The following is a 22,819-nucleotide window of genomic DNA, read 5'->3' on the forward strand; positions in this document are numbered from 1 at the left end:
GGGCAGGGGCCAACCCCCCAGCAGGATGAAGCCCACCAGACACAAAAGCAGGCCAACCGACCGGGACATCCAGTCAGTTGGCCTGACGCATACGCTGCCGGTCCTCCTCGGTCAGCAGGTAACGCTCCAGCCGGGCCGCCACATGCCCGACGTGGTCACCCAAACGTTCCAAGTTACGGGCCATGCGGTTGGCGGCCAGAGCAATCTCGTGGTCTTCGGGACGCTCGCGCAGCCGGGTGAGGCTGGCCCGTAGCATCTGCTCGTAGAGGGCATCTACGTCCTCGAAGTCCATGCGCTGCACTCGGCGGGCGGCTTCCAGGTCGCGTTCGGTGATGGCGTAGGCCAGCAGCTCCAGCATCTCGGTCAGGTGTACCGTGATAGGCAGCACGTCCTGCAAGGTGGCGCTGCGGGTGCGGGGGGCCAGCCGCTCCAGGTCGGACGCCACCCCGAACGCGTAGTCGCCCACACGCTCCAGATGGGTCAAGCTGCGGAACACCATCAGGTAGAACTCCGGCGTGCCGCTGCGCTGGTCCTCGGCAAAGGCCTGCAGGCACTGGCCCTCAATGTCGCGTTCCAAGCGGTCGGTTTCGGCTTCCAGGCGGTTGGCGGTGGCCGACAGCCCCGCGAACTCGGCCCGCTCAGACGCCGCCCGGACAGCCTGCAGCTGCTCCAACGCAATCGAAATCATGCGGAGCAGACCAGCAGTCAGCAGGGTGGTGCGGGCGGCGTGCAACATTTGCTCAGAATATGCGGGTGGGTGGTCAACCGGCCGTCAAGAACCAGGCCAAAAGCTGAATCCTGAACGAAAGATGTAGTTTTTGACTCGGTCTAGCATAGGCCGGTAGCAAGTGCCCGGAGGCCACAGACGAAGGGGTCAGGCCGGCCTTCCAGCCATGGACCCCGCGCAGCACTCCAGATGGCAGGGAGGAGCCGTTCCGAAGCGGACAAGGCCGGGCCAGCTGTAGCCCAGCCACGGCCTAGAGGTGGCCCGCCATGCTGGGCACCTGCGCCGGGTCACTTTCTCCCGTCGCCTGCCCCGCCACCACTCCGTCGCTGGCCGGCTGCCACTGCCCCAGCAGATAGCGGATGACCTCACCGGCACTGAAGCGGTCCTGCCAGTGTGCCAGCTTGACCACATCATCACCGCTGGTCAGCAGGGGCAACTCGATTTCGCCGCCCTTTTGAATCTGCGGGAAGCCGGCGTCAGCCATCAGGCCGTTGCATAGGCACTTGCGGCCCACCGTGGCTTCCAGACTGCCGCCCTTGCGTACATAGGTCTCGATAGGTTCGGAAGCGCAGCGCAGGCCGATTTTGCCCTCTTTACCGTCCTTGACTTCTTCCCAGTAGGCTTCACGCAGGTAGCCGATATCGCAAATCCGGGTGCGCTCGGCGTAAAGCTGCGCGTTGGCGAGGGTATGCGAGAGCTGCACCACCTTGAAGGGAAACCCGGTGGGCGAGGCAAGGGGGTCGGTCCGCAGGCCCGCACCGGCCCTGATTTGGGTGAGCGCTTCACGGCGCAGGCCATCGTCCATGCCCGAGTCGGTGCAGTAGGCGAACAGCGTGCCCACCTGAATCCCTGCTGCGCCTTCGCTCAGCGCGTGCTGCAAGCCTTCAGGGCTGCCGCTGCCGCCCGCCAGCCAGAACGGCAGGCCCAGGTCGCGCATCTGCTCCAGATCGGCTAGGTCGCGCTCGGAGTAGATGGGCTGGCCCAGGTCGTCCAGTTGCATCTTGCCGCGTGGGGGAGCGTTGTGGCCGCCCGCAGTGGGGGCTTCAATCACGAAGCCTTCCACGCTGCCGCTCGCCTTGCGGGCCAGCGTCTGTGCCAGCACATGCGAGGTGATGATGGGCAGGAAGTTGGGCCGCTTGAGGCTGCTGAGGCCCAGGCTGTCCAGGTCCAGGCCGTACTCGGCGGGGTCCAGGGTCAGGCGAGTGGAGTGGTCGGTGGGTTCGCCCTTCACGTCCAGCTTGATGGTGGCCGCCTGACCGATGGCGAAGTTGTCCAACACGGCAGGAATGTCGCGGGGAATGCCGGCGCCCATAATCACGAAATCCACGCCCGCCAGCATCGCGCCCAGCAGCGGCGGGATGGTGTGCATCTGCAGTTTGGTGAGCAGGTTCATGCCCACCTGCCCACTGTGGCCTTCCTTCGCCAGCCAGGTTTCCACGAAGCCGCCCACAATCGCCAGTTCCCAGGCGGGATTCAGGCGGCCTACGCTGGGCAGCGGTACGCGCTTGTAGGGCTGCCCCTCAGCGCGGCCCCCTTCCAGAAAGTAGGTGTCCAGGGCACGCTGGGCCAGTTCGGGGTTGGGAAAGTGTGAGAGGGCGCGGCGGGTGCTGCCGTCGGGGTCGCCGTCTTGCAGGCGGCGGGTCAGCAGGCTGTCGATGCCGGTGCCCGACACGATACCGAGTTGTCCGGCGGTCGCCACGGCGCGGGCCAGCCGCCAGTCGGAAATGGCGACGCCCATACCGCCCTGAATAATCTGGGGCAGCGGTTGCGGAAGTACAGGCTGAGACATGGAAGCTCCTTGAAAAAGGGGAAAGGGTGAAATTGCAAAAGCCGGGAAGCGGCCACTGGGTCGAACAGATGGTTGAAGAGATAGAACAAGTCCAGCTTAGGGCGCAGTCTAGAGGGCCAAATATGGGAAAGACCCCGTCTGGGAACGGGGTCAAGAAAAGCAATAGGTGGAGGCGGGTGGGGCTTCCCAGCGCGGCGCTTTAGCCGAAGCGGCCCGAGACGTAGTCTTCGGTGCGCTTGTCCTGCGGGTTCTGGAAAATCTGCTCGGTGGGGCCGTGCTCAATCATGTCGCCGTTCAGGAACACCGAGCAGGTATCGCTGATACGGGCGGCCTGCTGCATATTGTGGGTCACGATCAGGATGGTGGTGACCTTTTTCAGCTCGCTCATCAGCTCTTCGATCTTGGCGGTGCTGGCCGGGTCGAGCGCCGAGGTCGGCTCGTCCATCAGCAGCACGTCGGGCTGTACGGCCAGAGCGCGGGCAATGCATAGACGCTGCTGCTGACCGCCCGAAAGGCCCATGCCCGGCATGTGCAGGCGGTCCTTGACTTCTTCCCACAGGGCCGCGCCGCGTAGGGAGCGCTCGGCCACTTCCATCAGCTGGTTCTTGTCGCGGATGCCCGCCAGCTTGAGGCCCGCCACGGTGTTGTCGAACACACTCATGGTGGGGAACGGATTGGGCTTTTGGAACACCATGCCGATGCGCCGGCGCATGACGACGGGGTCCACGCCAGGGCCGTAGATATTCTGGCCATCCACCTGAATGGTGCCTTCTACGCGGGCACCAGGGGTCATGTCGTGCATGCGGTTCAGCGCGCGCAGGAAGGTGGTCTTACCACAGCCCGAAGGACCGATGAGAGCGTTCACGGTGCCGATTTCGGCATTCATGCTGACTTTTTTGATGGCGTGAAAATCACCGTAAAAGATGTCTACGTCTTTGGCTACCAGGATGGGGGTCATGGGCAGGCTCCTTGCTCGGGGTCAGCGGCTGGAATGAGGGGCGAAAAGGGGTCGGTTACTTGACGCGCATTTTGCGCGGACTGCTGAAGTAGCGGGCCAGCAGGCTGGTAATCAGAATCAGGAGAATCAGTACCAGAGAAGCGGCCTGGGCCAGCTGGCGGTCGGTTTCGTAGGCGCTGGTGGCCAGCTTGAAGATTTCTACAGGCAGGGCGCTCATCGGCTGGGTGAGATTGGTGGTCACGGCGTTGTTGCCGAAAGCCGTGAACAGCAGCGGCGCAGCTTCACCGGCCACGCGGGCCAGCGCCAGCATGATGCCGGTCACGATACCGCCGGCAGCGGCAGGTAGCACGATTTGCAGAATCACTTTCCAGTTGGGCAGACCCAGGGCCAGACCCGCTTCACGGGTGGCGCGGGGCACCAGCTTGAGGGTTTCTTCGGTGGTCCGCACCACGATAGGAATCATCAGGAAGCCCAGCGCGATAGAGCCGGCCAGGCCCGAAAAGCCGAACTGGAGCACCAGCAGACCGTACACCACCAGACCCATTACGATGGCGGGAATACCGGCCAGCACGTCGCTGAGCATCCGCACGGTGGGCATCAGGGGGTGGCGGGGGTACTCGGACAGGAAGATGCCGCCTGCCACGCCGACCAGAATGCCGATAACCGAAGCCATGCCCAGCATGGTGACGCTGCCGATGATGGCGTTTTTCAGGCCGCCGCCGGTTTCACCCAGCGGAGCAGGCGTCTGGGTAAAGAATTCGGGGCTGAGCGCCTGCAGGCCAGTGGTCAGCAGGTAGTAGAAAATGAGGAGCAGCGGGGCGACCACCAGCAGGGTGCCCAGGCCAATCAGGCCGCCCATCAGGGAGTTGGTGAACTTGCGGGCGGGGCTGAGGCCCGGCACGGCGCGGCGCGTAGCCGCCGTATTCTGCTGAACGGCACTCATTTGATGCCCTCCGGAGTGAGTTTCTTGATGACCACGCGGGCCAGAATGTTCACGATGACCGACACGAAGAACAGGGTCAGACCCAGGGCCAGCACGCTGGAGCGGTGCAGTTCTTGCTGCGCATCACCGAACTGGTTGGCAATCACCGAGGCCATGGTGGAGAAGTTCTGCCACAGGCTGGTCAGCGGGGCCTGGCTGTCGCCAATCACCATTGCCACGGCCAGGGTTTCGCCCAAGGCGCGGCCCAGGGCCAGCAGCACGCCGCCCATGATGCCGGCGCGGGCGTAGGGCAGCACGGCTTTGGAAATCACTTCCCACTTGGTGGCACCCAGCGCGTACATGGCTTCGCGCTGGTCGCGGGGCACCAGATTGATCACGTCGCGGGCCACCGAAGCGGTGTAGGGCAGAATCATCACGGTCAGAATCAGGGTGGCGAGCGCCAGGCCGCGTCCGTCCGCCGCCGAAGGCACGAAAAAGCACTGGAAGTTGGTGGTGCCCTGCATCCACAGCTCCTGGCAGGCCGAATAGGTTTCCAGCTTGGCGGGGTCGGTGAAATAGGTCAGCTGCCATTCGGCCAGCTTGGGAGCAATCACCACCAGCGCCCACAGACCGTACACCACGCTGGGTACGGCGGCGAGCAGCTCAATCAGGTAGCCGACCGGGCCAGCCAGCCACTTGGGCGAGTACTCGGCGATGAATAGCGCACTGGCAATTGCCAGCGGCACACTGATGGCCAGCGCAATCATGCTGGTGATCAGCGTGCCGATGACCATGGACAGGGCGCCGTAAACATTGTTCACCGGGTCCCAGATGCGGGTGGTATAGAAGCTCAGGCCGAAGTTGCTCAGGGTAGGCCATGAGACGGTCGCCAGCTGATAGATGCTGAGCAGGAAGATAAGGGCAATCACCATCGAAAGGCCGATAATGACATTGCGGAAAACAACATCGCTGCGGCTGCTGAGGCCACGCCCTGGAGGACGCTTGGCGGCTTGACTCATGGCTCACTTCCTTGGGGTACAGAGGAAAAGGCGTGGCAGGGGGAGGACTGCTGCATCCCTTTCAGTTGAATGGCGTTTTGTCAGCTGAAGGTCAGCCCGGCCGGGTTTTCCCCGCTGTACAGAGGCTCGGGCCTGCCAAAGGGGCCCTCCAGACTTAAGGCGTGGCCGCAGGAGCCGCAAATACAGCTGTGGGCATGGAAACCAGCAGAGGCACACCCCGACCTGGCCTTACTTGACTAGACCCGGCCCCACCTGACCAGGCCCGACCATTTGCAAGGCACGGGACCTATAGGGCGGCAGACTTGCAGGGCATGAGGTCACGCCACCCGAGAGGGACCTCACCACCTCACCAAATTAAGACTCGATGAGGAGAGCCGACCGGTTAACCAGCGTTAGCCGGAGGCCTTCTGATCGAAAAAACTCCCTCCTAGATAAGGTTTCCTACCTTCACTTTGGAATTTTTAATGTTCTTGTAAGTTTTCATTCTGCGTTTAGAATGAAGGGCAAAGTTATTTACCGGTTCACTCGTCTCCCACTGTTCCCACCTGCTGTCGGCCCCGGCCCAGCCTTTTTCCCCGCTGGAGGATTCATGTCGAAAACCCTGTCCCTGATTTCCCTTGCGCTGCTGGTAATCGGCTGCGGCGCGGCTCCTGCTCAGCCGCAGGCTTCTGCGTCTGCGCTGCCGGAAGCAGTTACCGTCCTGGGCGAAAGCCCGGTGTCCCAGCGCATCCAACTGCCTGCCGCCCGCCCCCTGGCGGCAGCCACCGCGCTGACCCCGGCTGGCCTGAACGCCACCGCCCTGCCGCACTGGGCAGGCCCCGTTCCTCTGCAGCACAGCATGTATCAGCCCGGACGGGGCGCAGTGGGACCGCAGGGAGAACTGACAGTCACGGCAGCGAAAGACGTCGCTGCACGTTTCGAGCTGAACCGCTACGCGGCGAACGGTCAGCCGCTCGCGCAGTATGGGTACAGCGTGCCCAAGCCGGGCAGCACCGCGCCGGGCGGCGGGCGACCTCTGCCCTATTCCCAGGCCTGGGTGGCCAGTGCCGAGGATGCACCAGACCAGGAGCTGTACGTGATGAACATCTTCGGCAGCGCTTCCGGGATGTACCCGGACCCCGCCCGGGGCCCGGTCCAGGCTGAAATCCGCCTGATGAACGGGGCGCTGCAGCCGCGCACCACCAACGCCGACGGACCCTACCAGTTGCCGCTGCTGATTTCCTCCGGCACGGAAGTGCGCGCAGGGGAGCAGGGCATTGTGGTCTCTACTCCACGCCCCTGGAATTTCTACGGCGCCCAGCGCGCCCCGCAGGGCACCCGGGTCTACGAGCTGTCCCACCACTCCTGGGACAACGTGGAGATGGACCAGCTCAACGTGCTGCTGCCCCCAACCCAGTACGCCGACAACTACACCAGCAGCCAGATGGACACGGCACCGGACGGCAGCGTTTATGTCGCCACCTTTACCTCTTACCAGAAGGACTGTGTCAGGACGTGTCCCTCAGTGGCTGGGCTGACCAAACTGCGCGGCGGCCAGGTGCAGTGGCAGGTGTTCTGGGACGCCGATGAGCCGGTCGCCGCCGAGGACATTGCGGCCCATGAAAAGGGCGCCGGTCTGCTGGTGACCCGCTCCCGCCCTGGCGTGAACGAGTGGGGCGGCGAAGTGCCGGTCGAGAGCAACACGCTGCTCACCTTCGGTGCTGACGGCAAACCCCTGCAGCAGCTGGACCTGCCCGAGGAGACCGACAGCGCAGGCTTCCCCCTGGTCTACCGGCAACTGCAGCTGAAGGCCGATGGCCGCTTTGTGCTGGGAGCTGCGCAGACCCTGGCAGCGGGGAATCTGTCCCAGGGCATGACCCGCAAGCAGACACTGGCCGACACCTATTCCGGCCTGGAAGTGCGGCACCTGCTGAGCCGGGGCGAGTACCTGTACGTGCAGGGTTCGGCCAACCTGGGCGACCTGGCCAAGGTGCAGCCGTCCGTGCCTGTGCCTGAGCTGCCCCAACCTGTCGGCTACGAATCCGAGCAGTTCGTGCTGCCTTACGACTTCGACCTGAATCCACGCTGGTAAGCCGCGCCCCGGTTCGGAGCCTGTCTGGGCCGGGGCCCCCACATCAGGGCACTGGGCCCCCACATCACGGGTGCCCTCCGGAGGCCACCATGACCAGAAAGCTTTTTGCGGCGCTCTCACTCTCCCTACTGGCAGTCAGCTGCGGCCACATACCAGCCGCCCCGAAGGCCGCTGCTCCGGCGGCACCCGCTCCACAGGAACAGGTCACCGTCCTGGGTGAAGGCCTCACGTCCCGCCGCATTCAGTTGCCTGCTGCCCGGCCCCTGCCGCTGGCTCCGCAAGCTCTGTCACCCCTCGGACTACAACGGGCTGCCAGCTCCCCGACCCGCTGGACCGGGCCTATCCCGGCCTACCCGTCGTACCACGTAGGTGGTCGGGCCGCCGTGGGACCGCAGGGTGAATTGACGGTGCCCGATACCACTACTGGTGGGTACGAGCAGTCTTCGGATTTCGAGCTGCGCAAGTACGCCGCTACCGGAGAGCTCCTGGCTCAGCAGCGTTACACCGTGCCCAGGCCAGAAGCCAGCTTTGACCCGTACAGGGAAGTGTACGAAGGAACCTGGATTGCAGCGACTGAGGACGCGCCCGATCAGGACATCTACGCGCTGAATGCCTACGGTGACAGCTCCGACATGCTGAATCCCAAAGCTCCTCTGGACACGGAAATCCGGCTGCTCGACTCGGCACTCCAGCCCCGCACCACCAATGTGGACGGTCCTTACCACCCTGCGCTGTTTTTGACCCGCAAAACGGAAATGCGCGCCGGTGAGCGGGGAGTGGTCGTCTCCACGCCTCACGAGTGGAACTACCACGGCTCCTACGACGCTCCGGTCAACACCAGGATTTACGAGCTGTCGTATCACGCCTGGGACAATGTGGAAGTGGACCATGTCAACACGCTGCTGCCGCCCAGACAGTATGCCGACCACTACACCGGCAGCCAGATGGACACCGCTCCAGACGGCAGCATCTATGTGGCGACCTTTACTTCCTACAAGCCGGCCTGCCTAGAAGCATGCCCCTCTGTGGCCGGCATCACCAAGCTGCGCGGCGGTCAGGTGGAGTGGCAGGTGTTCTGGGACTCCGCACAGCCGGTCAGTCTCCGTGACGTCGCCGCTCATGAGAAGGGTGTCGGCCTCTTGGTGGCCGCCGGGCCATTGCCGGAAGAGGCCGACGCTGAGCCTCAGGCAGACACCTCCCTCTTACTGACATTCAGCGCCGACGGCACTCCGCTGCAAAATGTCGAGCTGCCGCTCGGGAGCCTGAGCAGCGGCGACTCTTACTTGAAGCCCTTCGAGCAGCTTCAGCTTAAGGGCGACGGCCGCTTTGTCGTGGGCAGCGGAAATGTTGTGGCAGCGGGCAATATGACGTCTGGCATCACCCGCACGCAGCGCCTGAGCCCGTCGGTCTTTGAACTGTATATCAGCGAACTGGTGAGCCGCGGCGAGTACCTGTATGTGCAGGGCGGCGCAGAACCAGGCACTCTGGAGCAGGTGACTCCTCCCCTGTCCTTGCCCGCACTGGGGAACGACCGCTACGCCGATATTCGGTTCGTCTTGCCCTACGATTTCGACCTGAACCCGCGCTGGTAAGCCCCCGGCTCTGGCTCCATCACTGGGCCGCAGCAAAGGCCGCAGCCCTAGCCCAACCCCAGCCGCACCCTCACCCGCTCTGGGGGGTGCGGCCTTCCTGCTCAGATGCAGCCGAAAACTGGCCCAGCTCCACTTGGGGAACTGAGCCAGCACCTGGCAGAAGCTGCAGGTTCGATACAGGTTCTTAGATGGCCTGACCGCCGTAGGTCATGCTCTTGATGACTTTTTCCACCTTGGGCATGACGCCGGCGGGCAGCTTGGCGTAGTCCAGACCTTCGTTGAACTTCTGGCCGTCGTGGGTCATCCACCACAGCAGGTTCTTGAGGTTCTTGGCCTGAGCCTGGGTGCGGTTACCGTACTTCTGCTCTTTGTAGAAGATCACGTAGGTGAAGCTGGCGATGGGCCAGGCCTGAGCGTTGCCCGAGTTCACGATGCTGACGCGGGTGTCGCTGGGAATCACCACACCAGCAGCGGCAGCCGAGGCGGGGCCGTTGTCAGCAGTGATCCAGTTGCCGGCCTTGTTCTTCAACTGGGCGAAGGGCAGGCGGTTCTGCTTGGCGTAGGCCAGTTCCACGTAGCCGATGGAGCCGGGGGTGCTCTTCACAGCGCCGGCCACGCCGTCATTGCCCTTGGCGGCGCTGCCCACGGGCCACTTCACCGAGTTGCCACGGCCCACGCGGCTCTTGAAGGTGGGGTTCACGCTGCTCAGGTAGTCGGTGAACACGTAGGTGGTGCCGGAGGAGTCCGAGCGGCGCACGGGGGTGATGGGCAGGCCGGGCAGCTTCACACCGGGGTTCAGGGCGACAATCTTGGGGTCGTTCCACTTCTTGATGCTGCCCAGGTAGATGCCGGCCAGGGTTTCGCCGGTCAGCTTCATGCTGGTCACGCCGGGCACGTTGAACGCGGGCACCACGGCGCCGATGGCAGTGGGCACGTGCAGCAGGGCAGCGGGAGCGGGCTTCATCATGTCGTTGGTCATGGGGTTGTCGCTGGCCCCGAAGTCCACGGTGCGGTTGATGATTTGCTTCTGGCCGGCGCCGGAGCCCACCGACTGGTAGTTCACGCTCACGCCGGTCTGCTTCTTGTACTCAGCGAACATCTTGGAGTACAGGGGGTTGGGGAAGGATGCACCAGCGCCGGTAATGGTCTGGGCAGAAGCGGTTGCGCCAGCGGCGGCAACCAGGGACAGGGCCAGGGTCAGCATCTTTTTCATAGGTCAAGCCTGCGGGTGTCGAGTCAGTTTCATGTCAGCCTCATGTCATGCTCATGTCAGCTCGCTGCTGCGGAGGGTAATCGGGACCGGCCTGGCCCGGCGCAGCGGCCTATACACTGGGTGCCATGACTGCTTCCAACCCCAACACCGCTGCCCCTGCACGCACCCAAGTGGGCGTGCCCCGTGACGAACTGGTCCGCTGGCTGAACGAGTATCTGGACACCGACGCCTTCAGCGACGTGAGCCTGAACGGTCTGCAAATCGAGGGCAAGGACCGCGTGACCCGCGTGGCGGCCAGCGTGGACAGCAGCCTGCGCTCCATCCAGGCCGCTGCCGACGCTGGCGCCGACCTGTTGCTGACCCACCACGGCCTGTTCTGGGGCAAGCCGCTGGCAGTGACCGGGCCGCATGGCCGCCGCATCAAGGCGGCGCTGGACGCGGGCCTGAGCCTGTATGCCTCGCACCTGCCACTCGACTATCACCGCGAGGTGGGCAACAACGCGATGATGGCAAAGGCGCTGGGCTTAGAAGACGTGGTGGATTTTGGCGAGTACGGCGGCAAGAAGCTGGGCCTGGCCGGGACGCTGCCCCGCGAACTGGACTTGCAGGACTTTGCCGACCGCATCCAGAAGCTGACCGGCGAAATCTGCCTGGTCCACTCGGGCAGCCATCCTTTCGTGCACCGCATCGGCATCAGCTCGGGCGAGGGCGCGGGCCTGGTTCCCGAAGCTGCCCGGATGGGCCTGGACACCCTGCTGACCGGCGAACCGGCCCATAAATACTTCCACGACGCCTTCGAGTACGGTGTCAACGCCATTTTTGCGGGGCACTACGAAACCGAAGTGTTCGGCGTGCGGGCACTGGCGGCCAAGCTGGAAGAGGAATTCGGGCTGCCCTGGCAGTTCATTCACCAGCCGACAGGTCTGTGAGCGCAGGCACTCTGCCCTTCATCACTTTCGAGGGCGGCGAGGGCGCGGGCAAAAGCACCCAGCTCGCCCGGCTGGCGGCGCGGCTGGAGGCAGCGGGCGTGCCGCACCTGCTCACCAAGGAGCCGGGAGGTACGGCGGCGGGCGACCAGATTCGCGCCACGCTGCTGGACCCTGCGCTCGACATAGACCCGCTGGCCGAATTCCTGCTGTACTCGGCCAGCCGCGCCCAACTGGTGCGCGAAGTGTTGCAGCCTGCACTGGAGCGCGGTGAGCTGGTGGTGTGTGACCGCTACGCCGACTCCACCCTGGCGTATCAGGGCTACGGGCGCGGGCTGCCGCTGCCTTTCCTGCAAGCCGTGACCGCCGAGGCGACAGGCGGGCTGACCCCGGCTCTCACCGTGCTGCTGGACCTTGACCCTGCGGTGGGGCTGGCGCGGGTGGCCCAGCGCGGGCAAGCCGACCGGCTGGAGCGGGCGGACCTCGACTTTCACCGCCGCCTGCGGGCCGGCTTTCTGGCCCTGGCCGAGCAGCAGCCGCAGCGCTGGCTGGTGCTGGACGCGGGCCGCAGCGCCGACGAGCTGGAAGAAGCGATTTGGGCGCGGGTACAGGTCACGCTGGACACCGCAGACTGAGGGCCACCCGGCACCCGGCCGGCCGCTTCCCGGCTACTCGGCTACTCTAAACCCATGCCCGATTTCCTTATTCCGGTCGTTCTGCTGGGCGCTGCCGCCGCGCTCCTGGGGGGAGTCTGGGTGGCGGTGCAGGGCAAGCAAAGGAGTGACACCCCTGCCGGGTCTGTGCGACCACCCCCGGCCAGGCAGACCGAAAGCGCAAGGGAAAAGCAGCTGCTGAACATGCTGCGAGGTGACCGCGCTGTGATGGAACGCCTGATTGCCGGGCAGGGGCGCCGGCAAGGCCGGGTTTCACGCAGCGAGCTGGTGGAGCGAGTCATCGTCGAGCTGGAAAGGGACCGCCGCTGACGCTGGCACCGCCATGCGGCCGCCCCCTTTCACAGTTACTCGCGGGCCCGCACCTCGAACAGCACCGGCCAGCGCTTCCCAGTCAGAAAATAGGTGTCGGTGCTGGGGTTGTAGGCGATACCGTTGAGCACGTCATCGGGGGTCAGCTGCTGGCCGTTCCTGGCAGCGGTCCGCGCCGCTTCGTCTGCCAGGGCAGAAGCGTCCAGCCAGCCGGTGACCTGCCCGGTCTGAGGGTCGATGCGGGCAATACGGTTTTGCATCCAGACATTGGCCCAGATACTTCCGTCTGCCCACTCCAGCTCGTTCAGCTGCGTGACCGGCTGGCCGCCGTCGGTCACGGTCAGTTCGCGGGTAACCTTGAAGGTGTCCGGGTCGCGGAAAAACAGCGTGGCGCTGCCGTCGCTCATGATCAGCTGCTGGCCGTCGTGCGTGATGCCCCAGCCCTCGCCCTGATAGCTGTAGGTTTCCTGAAGTTTCAGCGCCTGGTCAAAGCGGTACGCTTCGCCGGTCTGCCAGGTGATGTGGTACACCTGCCCATTCAGAAAGGTGCTGCCTTCCCCGAACGCCTGCGGATTGGGCGTGGGGGCCTGCGCCTCGGGCTCGCCGGTCTTGGGGTTCACCCAGCGCACGCCGGACTCCCCCACCTGCCCGGTGCTTTCCAGAAAGCGGCCTTCCACCCACTGCAGTCCCTGGGTAAAGGCAGCCGGGTCGTGCGGAAAGCGCTCCAGCACTTCGGCCCTCAGCTCAGCGGGCGCTGCTGCTGCTCGGCCGGCCGCGGCAGCAGCAGCGGTCTGGCTGGCGGCCGCAGGCTGGCTCTGCGCTGGCCCACTGGCGACTGTCTGACTGCTGGAGGCCGTCTCAGTGCTGGTGGATTGGCCCGGCTGGGCTGCTGGGGGCTGACAGGCATTCAGCAGCAGGGGAACAAGGAGCAAGCAGAGGTGACGCATCTTCAGGACAGTGTACCTGCGCCCCCGGCCTATTCCAGCCCGATGGTGACCGGCAAGCTGCGCGGCACCGTCACGCTGATGGTCTGCGGCGCGTAGCCGTCGGCCGACACGCGGATACGGTACTCGCCAGGGCCGGGCAACTGCATGGTGCCGGGCGCGGTGCCCTCGGCCTGCTGCGGGTCCACGGTCAGCAGGGGCGGGGCTTCCAGCACCCGCAGGCGCACCGGCACTTCGCCGCCACGCACCGCGTAGCGCACCTCGCAGCAGGCCGGAGGCTCCTGCGGTGCGCCCGGCAGCTGCAGGTTCGGATACGCCCAGAAGCTGCCTGCCAGTACCCCGGCCAGCGCCAGTGAGGTCAGCAGCCAGGGCCAGGGCGACACGCCCCGGGGCTGGCCGGGAGCTGGAGCCGGTGCCGCCAGCGTCACCGGGGGCGCGGGTGGCACTCTGGCAGGAGTAGCCGGGGTAGACGCCGTCTGCACAGCCGGCACCGGCTCTGGCTCTGCCGCCTCGTCACCGCTCTGCCAGCGGTCCAGCAGCTCCTGCGCCGCCTGCCGGCTGGTGGCCGAGCGCAGCGCCGGCAGCCAGCCGACGGGTAAGCCGGCTTCCTCACGCAGGCCGGCCAGCGCCTGCCCCAGCCGCCGGACATCCTGCGCGAAGTCGGGCGCACTACCGGGGGGCTGCTCCTGCTCCCGCTCCCGCTGCCAGGGCACCCCCGCCCCGGCCAGATAGACGTGAGCGCCGCTGTGCCACAGCAGCTCGGGACGCACGTCCCCGTGCATGGCGCCGGCACGGTGCAGGGTCGCCAGCGCCTCCAGCAGCGCCAGCAGCCCAGCGCGGCTCAGGGCCGACAGCGGCTCGGCGCCGTGCGGCAAGGGACTGCCCAGGTACGCGGCCCGGCCCCCCGGCTCATTCCCTTCGCCAGGCACTTCGGCCACGCCGGAGTGGGTCAGCGGCAGCAGCGCCGGGTGCTGTCCGCTCAGGTCGGGGCGGGCATCCAGCAGGTAGGCCGCCGGGAGGACAAACACCAGCGCCGGCTGCTCGCTGGCAAGTGCTGCCCCCTGCCAGACCTGCGCGGCGTCCGTGCCTCCCAGGTTCCGCTGCAGTTCATAGCCGCCCAGCCGTCTCATGTGGCTCATTATAGGGAGCGGCGTGCGCCGCCCGTCAGCTGAGCCGCCAGCAACGAAGCAGACTGGGAAAATGGCTTGCGGCACACTCCCCTTGCTGAATATGCACATCCAACAATTGCCCTGCCGCGCCGGGCCTATGGTGAACCCATGACTTCACCCCCTGCCAGCGACACGCCCGCCATCGTGACCCGCGACCTGCGCAAAAGCTACGGCTCAGCGGAAGTGGTGCGCGGCCTGAACATCCGGGTAGGCCGGGGCGAGGTGTTCGGGTTTCTGGGCCCCAACGGCGCGGGCAAAAGCACCACGGTCAAGATGCTGCTGGGCCTGGTGCGGCCCACTTCCGGGGAGCTGCAGGTGCTGGGCGGTTCGCCCCACCATCCGGCCGTGCGGGCGCGGCTGGGCTTCTTGCCCGAGCAGTTCCGCTATCAGACCTGGATGACCGGGCACGAATTCCTGACCTTTCACGGGCAACTGGCGGGCCTGCGGGACAGTGACATCCGCGCCCGCGTGCCGCAGGTGCTGGAACGGGTGGGCCTGGCCGGACGCGGCGGCGAGCGGCTGGACGGGTATTCCAAGGGCATGCTGCAGCGGGCGGGCCTCGCCTCGGCGCTGCTGGCACGGCCCGAGCTGGTGTTTCTGGACGAGCCGACCAGCGCCCTGGACCCTATCGGCCGCATAGAGGTACGCCGCATCATCGAGGACCTGCGGGACGAAGGGGTCAGCGTGTTCCTGAACTCGCACCTGCTGTCGGAGGTGGGGCAGGTGTGCGACCACGTGGCGTTCGTGCGCCAGGGCCAGGTGCTCAGGCAGGGCCGCCTGAGCGAGGTGATGGGCGGCGACCTGCGGGCGCGGGTGCGGCTGGACGCCTTGACCCCCGCCGCACTGGACGCCGTGCGCCGCTTCGGGCCGGTCCTGACACAGACGGTGGACCCCCAGGGCACGGTCACGCTGGAAGTGGGCCTGCAGCGAGAAGATCAGCTGCCCGAGGTGGCCCGGCTCCTGCTAGGCAGCGGCGCGCAGCTGTACGAGCTGACCCCGCAGCGCCCCGAACTGGAAGACATCTTTCTGGAGCTGGTGGGCCAAAGCGGCGACGCTTCTCCCAGCGCTCCGCAGCTGGAGGGCCCCCATGCCTGAATCTCCTATGTCCAAACTCAGCGACTTCAACCTTGACCCGCGCCGGGTAGGCCTGATGGCGGGCCTGTCCTTACGCGAATCGCTGCGCAAGCGCCTGGTGGCCGTGCTGCTGATTCTGACCAGCCTCTTCGTGGGGTTCTATCTGTACGGGATTCACCGCATGTACCTGGACTTTCTGGACCGGCCCGGCGGCTTGGACCCGGTGACCGGCGAACTGGGCAGCGCCCTGATTCCGGTAAACTTCGCGGCCATGTTCGGCATGTACCTGGTCACTTTTCTGGGGTCGCTGATGGCGGTGCTGTCCACGGTGGGCTCGGTCAGCGCAGATGTGGAAAGCGGCGTGGTGCAGAGCATCATCTCGCGCCCAGTGAGCCGCGCCGAACTGGTGGCCGGGCGCTGGCTGGGCTTCAGCGCCGTGAACGTAGCCTATGTGCTGCTGGTCAGCCTGGTGATGCTGGGCGGGGTGTACCTCATCACCGGCTTCGTGCCGCCCAACCCTGCCGCCGCCATTGCCCTGATGCTGCTCAGTATCCTGCTGATTACCGCGCTCACGGTCCTGGGCAGCACCCTCTTTACCACTCTGGCCAACGGCATCGGCGTGTTCGTGCTGTACGGGGTCGGCATGGCCGGCGGCATCCTGAACGCCATCGGCACGCTGGTCAACAGTCCGGTGATGCAGACCCTCAGCCGGGTCGCCAACACCCTGATGCCCACCAACGAACTGTGGCTGGGCGCCAGCTACCACCTGCAGCACCCGGAAGTGAACGCGGGCCTGAAACTCTCACCCTTTCCCAATCCCTTCTTCGGCAGCGAAGCCATCAGCCCCGGCACGCTGCTGTGGGCGGCAGCCCTGACTGTGCTGGCAGTGCTGGCCGCCATCTGGAACTTTAACCGGCGCGACCTGTAGCGACTGGCGGCTTGCCACTCCTCCCGTGCAGGTCAGGCTGGCTCCAGAGTCAAAAGGGCTGCGGACACTGAAACGTATCCGCAGCCCTCACTGCCCTACGCCGCTGGCGCTCAGCGGTTGTCGGCTTTTTCCAGGTCATCCAGCGACACCACCGAGTCCTCGGGCTCGATCTGGGTGTCGAAAGCGGCGTTGCCTCTGGAGACCGTGGTCTGCTGGTCCACGCCTCCCTTATCCAGGCCGAAAAAGGTATCGCGCTTTTCGGTTTCCAGGTGATGCTCGGTTCGGGGCGGACGCTCTTCTACGCCGAAGCCGCCGACCACGCCGGGCACGGTGGGTTCCGGCAGGTTGACCGCAGGCTGGCGGCGCTCGGCGCGGGCACGCTGCACCTGCAGCTCGCGGCTCACGTCCTGACTTTCCAGCTGGCGCTCACGCAGGGCGATGTCACGCTCTACCTGGACAATCTCCTGCTCGATCACGGCCAGAATCTCGCCGTCGGCGCGGTGGTGGTAGGCACGGCCCAGCCGGGCGTACAGGCTTTCGAGGTCGCGGCTGTAGCTCATGACTTCCATTTTCAGGCGGGCGGTGTTGGCCAGCTGGCCGCCGCGCTGGCGCAGGCCCTCGGTGCGGCTAAGCAGGGTTTCCTTGAGGCTGTCCAGCACGCCGCCCTCCTCCCTTTCCTGACCGGAGTGGGTATGGACCGGATCATCCTGCACGACCTGCACACCGCCCGTCTCGGCAGAGTAGGTGATGGTGCGCACTTCGCCGCGCTTGCCAGCATGTTCCACCTCGGCGGACTCGGCCGTGGCGGTGGAGTTAGCAGCGCTGTGGGAAGTCCCGCTCAGCGAAGCCGCGCTGGGCTCAGAACGGGAGTCACGGGTTCCGGTCGCTGCAGTCGCTGCAGTGCCGAGCTGCCCGGCCTGCTGCAGGTCCTGCTCGGCGTACAGCGGCTTGCCGTCGCTGGGGGCAGTGCGGTCGGTGCTGGTCAGGGTGTCGGCGGCGTCGGCCGGAACCGTGCGGTCCTCGGGGCGCTGCTGGGGGTCACGTTCGGGAGTGGTCATGGGTGCATTGTGGGGGCCGGCACAGCGCGGCCGGGTGAAAATGGGTTAACCGCCCCCTGAGCCTCACACCAGCATCGGCGCCTGAGCCTCACACCAGCACCCGCACCCGAGGCTCCTCCACCCTGCCAAACGCGCTTTGGGCAGCCATTGCTCTGCCGGGGCCGGGCTATGCTGAGTGCGCTGTGCCGCTGCCCTCTCCTTCCCGACGTTTTCTGCTGTCTGCTGCGGCCCTGACCGCCGCCGGCGCCCTGAGTGCGGCCGGCTGGCAGCGCCGCACCCACCGCCGCTACCCTCCACAGGGGCGGATGCTGCCTTTGCCCTCCGGCCCGGCCCACGTGGTGGAAGGTGGGCGGGCAGACGGCCCCGCGCTGGTACTGATTCACGGCAGCGACGGTGTAGCGCACGACTGGCCCACCTCGCCGCTGTGGCCGCTACTGGCCCCGCACTACCGCCTGATTGCCCCCGACCGGCTGGGGCACGGCTACACGCCGGCCGGCGAGGAAATTACCGTGGCGGCCGGGGCGCGGCAGCTGGCCGAACTGCTGGATGCACTGGGCGTGGAGCGGGCCACGCTGCTGGGTCACTCCTACGGTGCGCCGGTGGCCCTGGCCCTGGCCGAGCAGCGCCCGGAGCGGGTGGGCGGCCTGGTGCTGGTTTCGCCGCTGGCCTTTCCGGCACCGGGCCTGACCCGGCAGCTGGCGCGGCTGCTGGCCTGGCCGCCGGCTGGGTGGCTGGTCACGCGTATTCTGCTGATTCCGCTGGGGTTGGCCGTGGTGGAGCTGGAAGGCGGGCGGGCTTTTGCGCCGGCGCCCATGCCCCATCCCTGGCGGCGAATGATGCGGGCCTTCTCGCTGCGCCGCTCGCAGCTGCTGGCCCTGGCCGAGGAGAACCGCACCATCGCCCGTGAGCTGGCCGCCCTGGTGCCTGGCTACGCGGCGCTGCGCATGCCCATCGCCCTGCTGGCCGGCACGCAGGACGCGCTCTCGCCGGCAGACGACCACGCCGTGCCGCTGGCCGGGCAAGTGCCCGGGGCGCAGCTGCAGCTGCTGGACGGCGGCCACCAGCTGCACTGGACCCACCCGCAGGAAGTGGCGGCCGCCGTGCGGCAAGTGGCCTGGCAAGGCGCTAGGAAGGGAGCAGCCCTATGAACCGCTGGCTGGACCGCCTGAGCGAACTGGGCACTGTGGAGCCGCGCTACACCGCCCAGCGCTGCCTCCGTGAGCGCCAAACCGTAGGCGGGTGCGACCTGTGTGCCCGCGCCTGCCCACACGAAGCGGTGATTCTGGGCCCGCTGGGCGCCTCTGTGCAGATTGACCCGGACCGCTGCACCGGCTGCGGCCTGTGCGTGCAGGCCTGCCCCAGCGGCGCCCTGGAATACGACCTGACCGGCCCGCTGGTCTCGGTCCGTGACCAGCGGGGAGGGCCGCAGCAGCCGGCGGCGGAGGCCAGCCTGACCTGCTCGCAAAGCGGCGCGGGCGGCCCCAGCCTCACCTGCCTGGGCCGCGCGACCCCGGCGCTGCTGTCGGCGGCCGGCGCGTGGGAAGTGCCGCTTACCCTGATTCACGGCGACTGCACGGCCTGTCCGGTCGGTGCTCCGGACGTGCCCCAGCGCCTGCAGCTTGTCCTGAACGGGGCAGAGCGGCTACGTGAAGCCACCGGCCAACCGGCCCAGATCACGGTGCGGCCCGCGCAAGCGGAGGACCAAGCCCGCGCCCAGCGCTTTTCGCGGCGCGGCGCCCTGGGGCACCTGATAGGCAGTGGCCGCCGTGAGCTGGTGGGCCTGATTCCCGACTCTCCCCTGCCGTTCGTGGACTGGAGCGAACCGGCCGAGCGCACCCCGCAGGAGTGGCGCTGGCGCAAGGCCAGCCTGAATCCCGCGCCCCCCGCCGGCACGCCGGTCTACTGGCCTGCGCCCCTGGTCGATGAAAAATGCATGGACTGCCCGGTCTGCTCCAACGTGTGCCCCACCGAAGCGATTACCCGCACGCACGACGCGGCCGGCACCCTGCACCTTACGCTGGACCTGAGCGCCTGCACCGGGTGCATGGCCTGTGTGGACAGCTGCCCCCCGCAGGCCATGCACCGCCAGAACCACTGGCAGGCCGCTGCGCTGGACGCCCCGCTGCTGCTGTTCGAGAAATTCCGTCCCTGAAAGCGGACCGCCGGCCCGGACAGACCGTGGAACCCGCCATGGAACTGCTCAGAAACCGCGTTCGGCATGGGCTATTCCAAGCCTGTAAGCCTGGTGTGCTGGAACGCCGGGCATGCTGTGAACACATTTTCCGCGTACATTGTGCACAAGCGGAAATGGGAAACCATCATGAACATGACTCTTCTTCTTTTGGTGGCCGGCTTGGCCATCATGGTTTACAACCTGTTCAGTGGCGTGCAGCTACGCCGTGAGGTCCAGGGCGGCATTATCGGCCTGCGCCTGGGCCAGCTGCTGGTCATGATTCTGATGTTCGCCGTGGGCTATCTGGCGGCCGCGATTCTGGCGCTGGGCCAGCCTGAGAACGGTTCACTGCTGGTGCTGGCCGTGATTCTGCTGCTGGGTGCCGCCTTCGTGACACTGGTCCTTCGTCTTATCCGCGACGTCATCGCTGCGCTGGGCTGATGGGGAGCAGCCTTTCCGGAGCCGGATGGCCGGGCAGCGGGCCTTTTCGCCGCGTGCCGCGCCAAGAACAGCAACCCCTTTCGCGTGAGGAACTGCGGGTGTACATGGCCTGCTTGGGCCAGCGCACCGCCGCCGAACTGTGTGAGGCAGCCCGGCTGACCCAGGCGCAGACCCAGCAGGCCATCGCCGGACTGCTCCGCTTGGGGTTGCTGCAGGCCTGCCGACGCGTCTGCCGGAACCAGGCCCCTGCTCGGCAGCGCTGCACAGACCACTGCCCCGGGCGACCCACTGTCAGCCTCGCAACTGCCGCCCACGGCTCAGGGCTTCGATGTTCAGCGGGCGCTGCAGGCGGTACTGCCGGTTCTGGAAGCCTCCTTAGGACCGCGCAGTGAGGACGTCCGGCAGCGTCTGGCCAGCGCCCCAGACCAAGCAGCTTTCGCGGCCGAAATCCAGCGCACCGCCAGCCGGCTGCGCCTGATGGTGAGCGTGCAGGCCGCAGAGCAGCTGGAACGGGCCTGGCAAGCCGCCCAGTCCTGAGCCCGGCAGCTCAGGCCGGGTCGCTCTTTTTGCGAAAAGGATTCCAGCGCGACAGTAGGCCGCCCGCCGCAGGTTCGTCGGCCGGCGCAGGAGCCGGGGCCTGAGAAGCTGAGGCCTGGGAAGCTGGAACCTGGGATGTCAGGGGCGAGGCTGCCGCATGCCGGCCCAGCCGGGCGCCACTTTCGGTGCAGGCTGCGGCGGGCGCTGCAGACAGGGGCTCCGGTACGCCGGCCACCTCGTCCAGCGCGGCCAGCAGTTCAGCCAAGGTGGGGCGGTCGGCCGGCGCTTTGGCCAGCGCCCGCTGCAGCAGCCGGGCCAGCGGGCGCGGCACCTGCGGGCTGAGGTGTGACAGCGAAGGCGCGGCCGTCAGCAGATGCTCGCCCATCAGGTCCTCGTAGCTCTCGCCCTGGAAAGGGCGCTGACCGGCCAGCACCTCGTAGCCCAGCACGCCGAACGAGTACACGTCGCTGGCCGCCGTGCCGCCCTCGCCCCGGTAGATTTCGGGCGCCATGTAAAAGGGGCTGCCGCCGGCCCGCCCGCCCTGCCCCATCATGTACGAGCAGCCGAAATCGGCCAGCACGGCCCGCTCGCCGTCCAGATACACGTTCTGGCTTTTGACGTCCTGATGTACAGCACCCTGGCCGTGCATGTAGTCCAGTCCCGCCGCCACCCCGCGCAGGATACGGACTCCCTGCTCCAGCGGCAGCGGGATACCGGGCAGCAGCTGCGTATCCAGCGAACCTTCGCGGAAGTATTCCAGGGCCAGCCAGGCTTCCTCGCCGTAGGCCTGCCCGCTGTAACCACGCGCCAGATGCGGGTGGCGCAGCTGCAGCGTCATGCGGACCTCATTGGCGAACATCTCGGCGGCTCCAGGGTTGCCCTGCAGTTCCTCTGCGGGAAGCAGCACCTTGAGGGCCACCCGCCTCCCCTCTCCATCACGGGCCAGGTACACCCGCGCCGTGCTTCCGGTGCCCAGCAGACGGCTGGGGCGGAACCCGGCGATGGCAGGGAAATCGGACGGAGGGTCAGACTGGGGCGCAGTATTCATGGTTCGCTTAGGCGAGTCTAACAGTGAGGCATGCACAGGGTTGGCACAGCAACCAGCAGATAAAGCCGGCCGGGCAGCGTCCTCCCCACTCCCGCTACCCGGCCCCTTCAGCCCCTATCAATCCATCAGTCGTCGTCGCCGGCTTCCTCGGCCACCCGCTTCCCGGCCTTCCATTCCAGGCCGGCCCACATCAGGTCGTCCAGGTCGCCGTCCAGCACATCGTCGGGGTTGTGCTGCATCAGGCCCGAGCGGTGGTCTTTGATGTACTGCTTGTCCAGCACATACGAGCGCATCTGACTGCCCCATTCCACGCTCGACTGCTGCCCACGGGCCGCCAGCGCCTCTTCCTCGCGCTTACGCATTTCGATGTCGTACAGGCGCTGCTTGAGGATTTGCAGGGCCAGCTCGTGGTTCTTGATTTGGCTGCGGGTAATCTGGCAGGCCACTGCGATACCGGTGGGCAAGTGGGTCAGGCGCACCGCCGAGTCGGTGGTGTTCACGCCCTGACCGCCCGAACCCTGCGAGCGGAACACGTCGCGGCGCAGGTCCGAATCGGGGATGTGAATGTCAATCTCTTCTTCGGGCACCTCAGGCACCACGTCCACGCTGGCAAAGCTGGTCTGGCGGCGGTTGTTGGAGTCGAACGGCGACACCCGCACCAGACGGTGAACCCCGTGCTCGGCGCTCATCATGCCGTAGGCCTTTTCGCCCCGGATGATGAACTCAATGGACTGATACCCGGCTTGGTCGCCGGGCTGCTCGTCCAGAATGTCTACCCGGTAGCCCCGGCGCTCGGCCCAGCGCATGTACATGCGGGCCAGCATGCCGGCCCAGTCCTGCGCCTCGGTGCCGCCCGCCCCGCCCTTCACACGGATGATGGCCGGGGTGTCGGCGTGCTTCATGGTAAAGAGCGTCTCACGGTACAGCTCGTCCACCCGCTGCTCGATGCCGCCCTGCTCCTCCAGCAACATTTCGCGCTCATCCTCGCTCTCGGCCAGCTCCAGCATCTCGGCCAGGCCGTCCAGGTCGGATTTCAGGCCCTGGTATTTCTCCACCACGCCACGCACGCTGGTCGCCTCCTGGGTGATGGAGCGGGCACGGTTCTGGTCGTTCCACAGCTCGGGATCGGCCAGAAAGTGGTCGAGTTCGTTCAGGCGGCGTTCCTTGCCGGGAATGTCAAAGATACTCCCGGAGGGACGCCAGTTTTTCTTGCAGTTCTTGCATGGCGCTTCTCCTTTGCAGCTTCC

At 66.5% G+C, this 22,819-nt stretch carries 21 protein-coding genes; 10 read left to right on the top strand and 11 right to left on the bottom strand.

Annotated elements, in window-relative coordinates; all coding sequences use genetic code 11:
- Positions 1–73 precede the first annotated feature (73 nt).
- From DEIPR_RS08520 to pstC, 5 genes are all read right to left on the bottom strand, one after another.
- The gene (locus tag DEIPR_RS08520; protein WP_013615422.1) at positions 74–736 is read right to left on the bottom strand and encodes a phosphate signaling complex PhoU family protein; all 663 of its coding nucleotides are present in this window, start codon (positions 734–736) and stop codon (positions 74–76) included.
- A 241-nt stretch (positions 737–977) separates the two neighbouring features.
- Positions 978–2,516 (bottom strand): nitronate monooxygenase, encoded by a 1,539-nt coding sequence (locus DEIPR_RS08525; RefSeq protein ID WP_013615423.1) that lies wholly within the window; start codon positions 2,514–2,516, stop codon positions 978–980.
- A gap of 199 nt (positions 2,517–2,715) precedes the next feature.
- Complete coding sequence (gene pstB / locus DEIPR_RS08530; protein ID WP_013615424.1) at positions 2,716–3,474, bottom strand: phosphate ABC transporter ATP-binding protein PstB; 759 nt, start codon at positions 3,472–3,474, stop codon at positions 2,716–2,718.
- Positions 3,475–3,529: 55 nt separating this feature from the next.
- The gene (gene pstA / locus DEIPR_RS08535; RefSeq protein ID WP_013615425.1) at positions 3,530–4,417 is read right to left on the bottom strand and encodes a phosphate ABC transporter permease PstA; all 888 of its coding nucleotides are present in this window, start codon (positions 4,415–4,417) and stop codon (positions 3,530–3,532) included.
- Positions 4,414–5,415, bottom strand: coding sequence for a phosphate ABC transporter permease subunit PstC (gene pstC / locus DEIPR_RS08540; protein WP_013615426.1), 1,002 nt, complete (start codon positions 5,413–5,415; stop codon positions 4,414–4,416). Before pstC ends, pstA begins: the two co-directional genes overlap by 4 nt.
- 589 nt (positions 5,416–6,004) lie before the next feature.
- Between pstC and DEIPR_RS08545 the strand changes: the two genes are divergently transcribed.
- Positions 6,005–7,486 (top strand): hypothetical protein, encoded by a 1,482-nt coding sequence (locus tag DEIPR_RS08545; protein ID WP_013615427.1) that lies wholly within the window; start codon positions 6,005–6,007, stop codon positions 7,484–7,486.
- An 89-nt stretch (positions 7,487–7,575) separates the two neighbouring features.
- On the top strand, positions 7,576–9,078 hold the full coding sequence (locus DEIPR_RS08550) for a hypothetical protein (RefSeq protein ID WP_013615428.1): 1,503 nt from the start codon (positions 7,576–7,578) through the stop codon (positions 9,076–9,078).
- Positions 9,079–9,262: 184 nt separating this feature from the next.
- Here the strand turns inward: DEIPR_RS08550 and pstS are convergent, their stop codons facing one another.
- On the bottom strand, positions 9,263–10,291 hold the full coding sequence (gene pstS, locus DEIPR_RS08555; RefSeq protein ID WP_013615429.1) for a phosphate ABC transporter substrate-binding protein PstS: 1,029 nt from the start codon (positions 10,289–10,291) through the stop codon (positions 9,263–9,265).
- 125 nt (positions 10,292–10,416) lie between these two features.
- Between pstS and DEIPR_RS08560 the strand changes: the two genes are divergently transcribed.
- Genes DEIPR_RS08560 through DEIPR_RS08570 form a run of 3 tightly spaced genes read left to right on the top strand, consistent with a single transcriptional unit; the run spans position 10,417 to position 12,200 of the window.
- Positions 10,417–11,220, top strand: a complete 804-nt coding sequence (locus DEIPR_RS08560; RefSeq protein ID WP_013615430.1) for a Nif3-like dinuclear metal center hexameric protein — start codon at positions 10,417–10,419, stop codon at positions 11,218–11,220.
- Positions 11,217–11,852 (top strand): dTMP kinase, encoded by a 636-nt coding sequence (tmk, locus tag DEIPR_RS08565; protein WP_013615431.1) that lies wholly within the window; start codon positions 11,217–11,219, stop codon positions 11,850–11,852. Before DEIPR_RS08560 ends, tmk begins: the two co-directional genes overlap by 4 nt.
- 54 nt (positions 11,853–11,906) lie before the next feature.
- Entirely contained in the window at positions 11,907–12,200 is a 294-nt protein-coding gene (locus DEIPR_RS08570; protein WP_013615432.1) for a hypothetical protein, read from the top strand.
- A 35-nt stretch (positions 12,201–12,235) separates the two neighbouring features.
- Here the strand turns inward: DEIPR_RS08570 and DEIPR_RS08575 are convergent, their stop codons facing one another.
- Both DEIPR_RS08575 and DEIPR_RS08580 read right to left on the bottom strand, forming a co-directional pair.
- Entirely contained in the window at positions 12,236–13,147 is a 912-nt protein-coding gene (locus tag DEIPR_RS08575; protein WP_083801561.1) for a glutaminyl-peptide cyclotransferase, read from the bottom strand.
- 29 nt (positions 13,148–13,176) lie between these two features.
- A complete protein-coding gene (locus DEIPR_RS08580; RefSeq protein ID WP_013615434.1) occupies positions 13,177–14,274 on the bottom strand; it encodes a peptidase associated/transthyretin-like domain-containing protein in 1,098 nt (365 codons plus the stop codon).
- Between the two features lie 147 nt (positions 14,275–14,421).
- Here DEIPR_RS08580 and DEIPR_RS08585 point away from each other — a divergent pair, with 147 nt between their 5' ends.
- Positions 14,422–15,408 (top strand): ABC transporter ATP-binding protein, encoded by a 987-nt coding sequence (locus DEIPR_RS08585; RefSeq protein ID WP_013615435.1) that lies wholly within the window; start codon positions 14,422–14,424, stop codon positions 15,406–15,408.
- Positions 15,401–16,315 (top strand): ABC transporter permease, encoded by a 915-nt coding sequence (locus DEIPR_RS08590; RefSeq protein WP_013615436.1) that lies wholly within the window; start codon positions 15,401–15,403, stop codon positions 16,313–16,315. Before DEIPR_RS08585 ends, DEIPR_RS08590 begins: the two co-directional genes overlap by 8 nt.
- A gap of 110 nt (positions 16,316–16,425) precedes the next feature.
- On the opposite strand, the gene DEIPR_RS08595 is transcribed toward DEIPR_RS08590, so the two are convergent.
- Complete coding sequence (locus DEIPR_RS08595) at positions 16,426–17,373, bottom strand: hypothetical protein (RefSeq protein ID WP_013615437.1); 948 nt, start codon at positions 17,371–17,373, stop codon at positions 16,426–16,428.
- A gap of 182 nt (positions 17,374–17,555) precedes the next feature.
- On the opposite strand from DEIPR_RS08595, the gene DEIPR_RS08600 reads away from it, so the two are divergent.
- The 3 genes from DEIPR_RS08600 to DEIPR_RS08610 all read left to right on the top strand — a co-directional run bounded on the left by DEIPR_RS08600 (position 17,556) and on the right by DEIPR_RS08610 (position 19,987).
- Positions 17,556–18,521 (top strand): alpha/beta fold hydrolase, encoded by a 966-nt coding sequence (locus DEIPR_RS08600; RefSeq protein ID WP_013615438.1) that lies wholly within the window; start codon positions 17,556–17,558, stop codon positions 18,519–18,521.
- Positions 18,518–19,525 (top strand): 4Fe-4S binding protein, encoded by a 1,008-nt coding sequence (locus DEIPR_RS08605; protein ID WP_013615439.1) that lies wholly within the window; start codon positions 18,518–18,520, stop codon positions 19,523–19,525. Before DEIPR_RS08600 ends, DEIPR_RS08605 begins: the two co-directional genes overlap by 4 nt.
- 174 nt (positions 19,526–19,699) lie before the next feature.
- A complete protein-coding gene (locus tag DEIPR_RS08610; RefSeq protein ID WP_041222840.1) occupies positions 19,700–19,987 on the top strand; it encodes a hypothetical protein in 288 nt (95 codons plus the stop codon).
- A gap of 547 nt (positions 19,988–20,534) precedes the next feature.
- Here the strand turns inward: DEIPR_RS08610 and DEIPR_RS08615 are convergent.
- The gene (locus DEIPR_RS08615; RefSeq protein ID WP_013615441.1) at positions 20,535–21,572 is read right to left on the bottom strand and encodes a serine/threonine-protein kinase; all 1,038 of its coding nucleotides are present in this window, start codon (positions 21,570–21,572) and stop codon (positions 20,535–20,537) included.
- 125 nt (positions 21,573–21,697) lie between these two features.
- Positions 21,698–22,796 (bottom strand): peptide chain release factor 2 gene (gene prfB / locus DEIPR_RS08620; RefSeq protein ID WP_013615442.1). Its coding sequence is split into 2 segments (ribosomal slippage): positions 21,698–22,750 and positions 22,752–22,796, totalling 1,098 coding nucleotides; the frame shifts between segments, so codons are not numbered across the junction.
- Positions 22,797–22,819: the final 23 nt, after the last annotated feature.

The organism is Deinococcus proteolyticus MRP, from assembly GCF_000190555.1.
Classification (GTDB): Bacteria; Deinococcota; Deinococci; order Deinococcales; family Deinococcaceae; genus Deinococcus; species Deinococcus proteolyticus.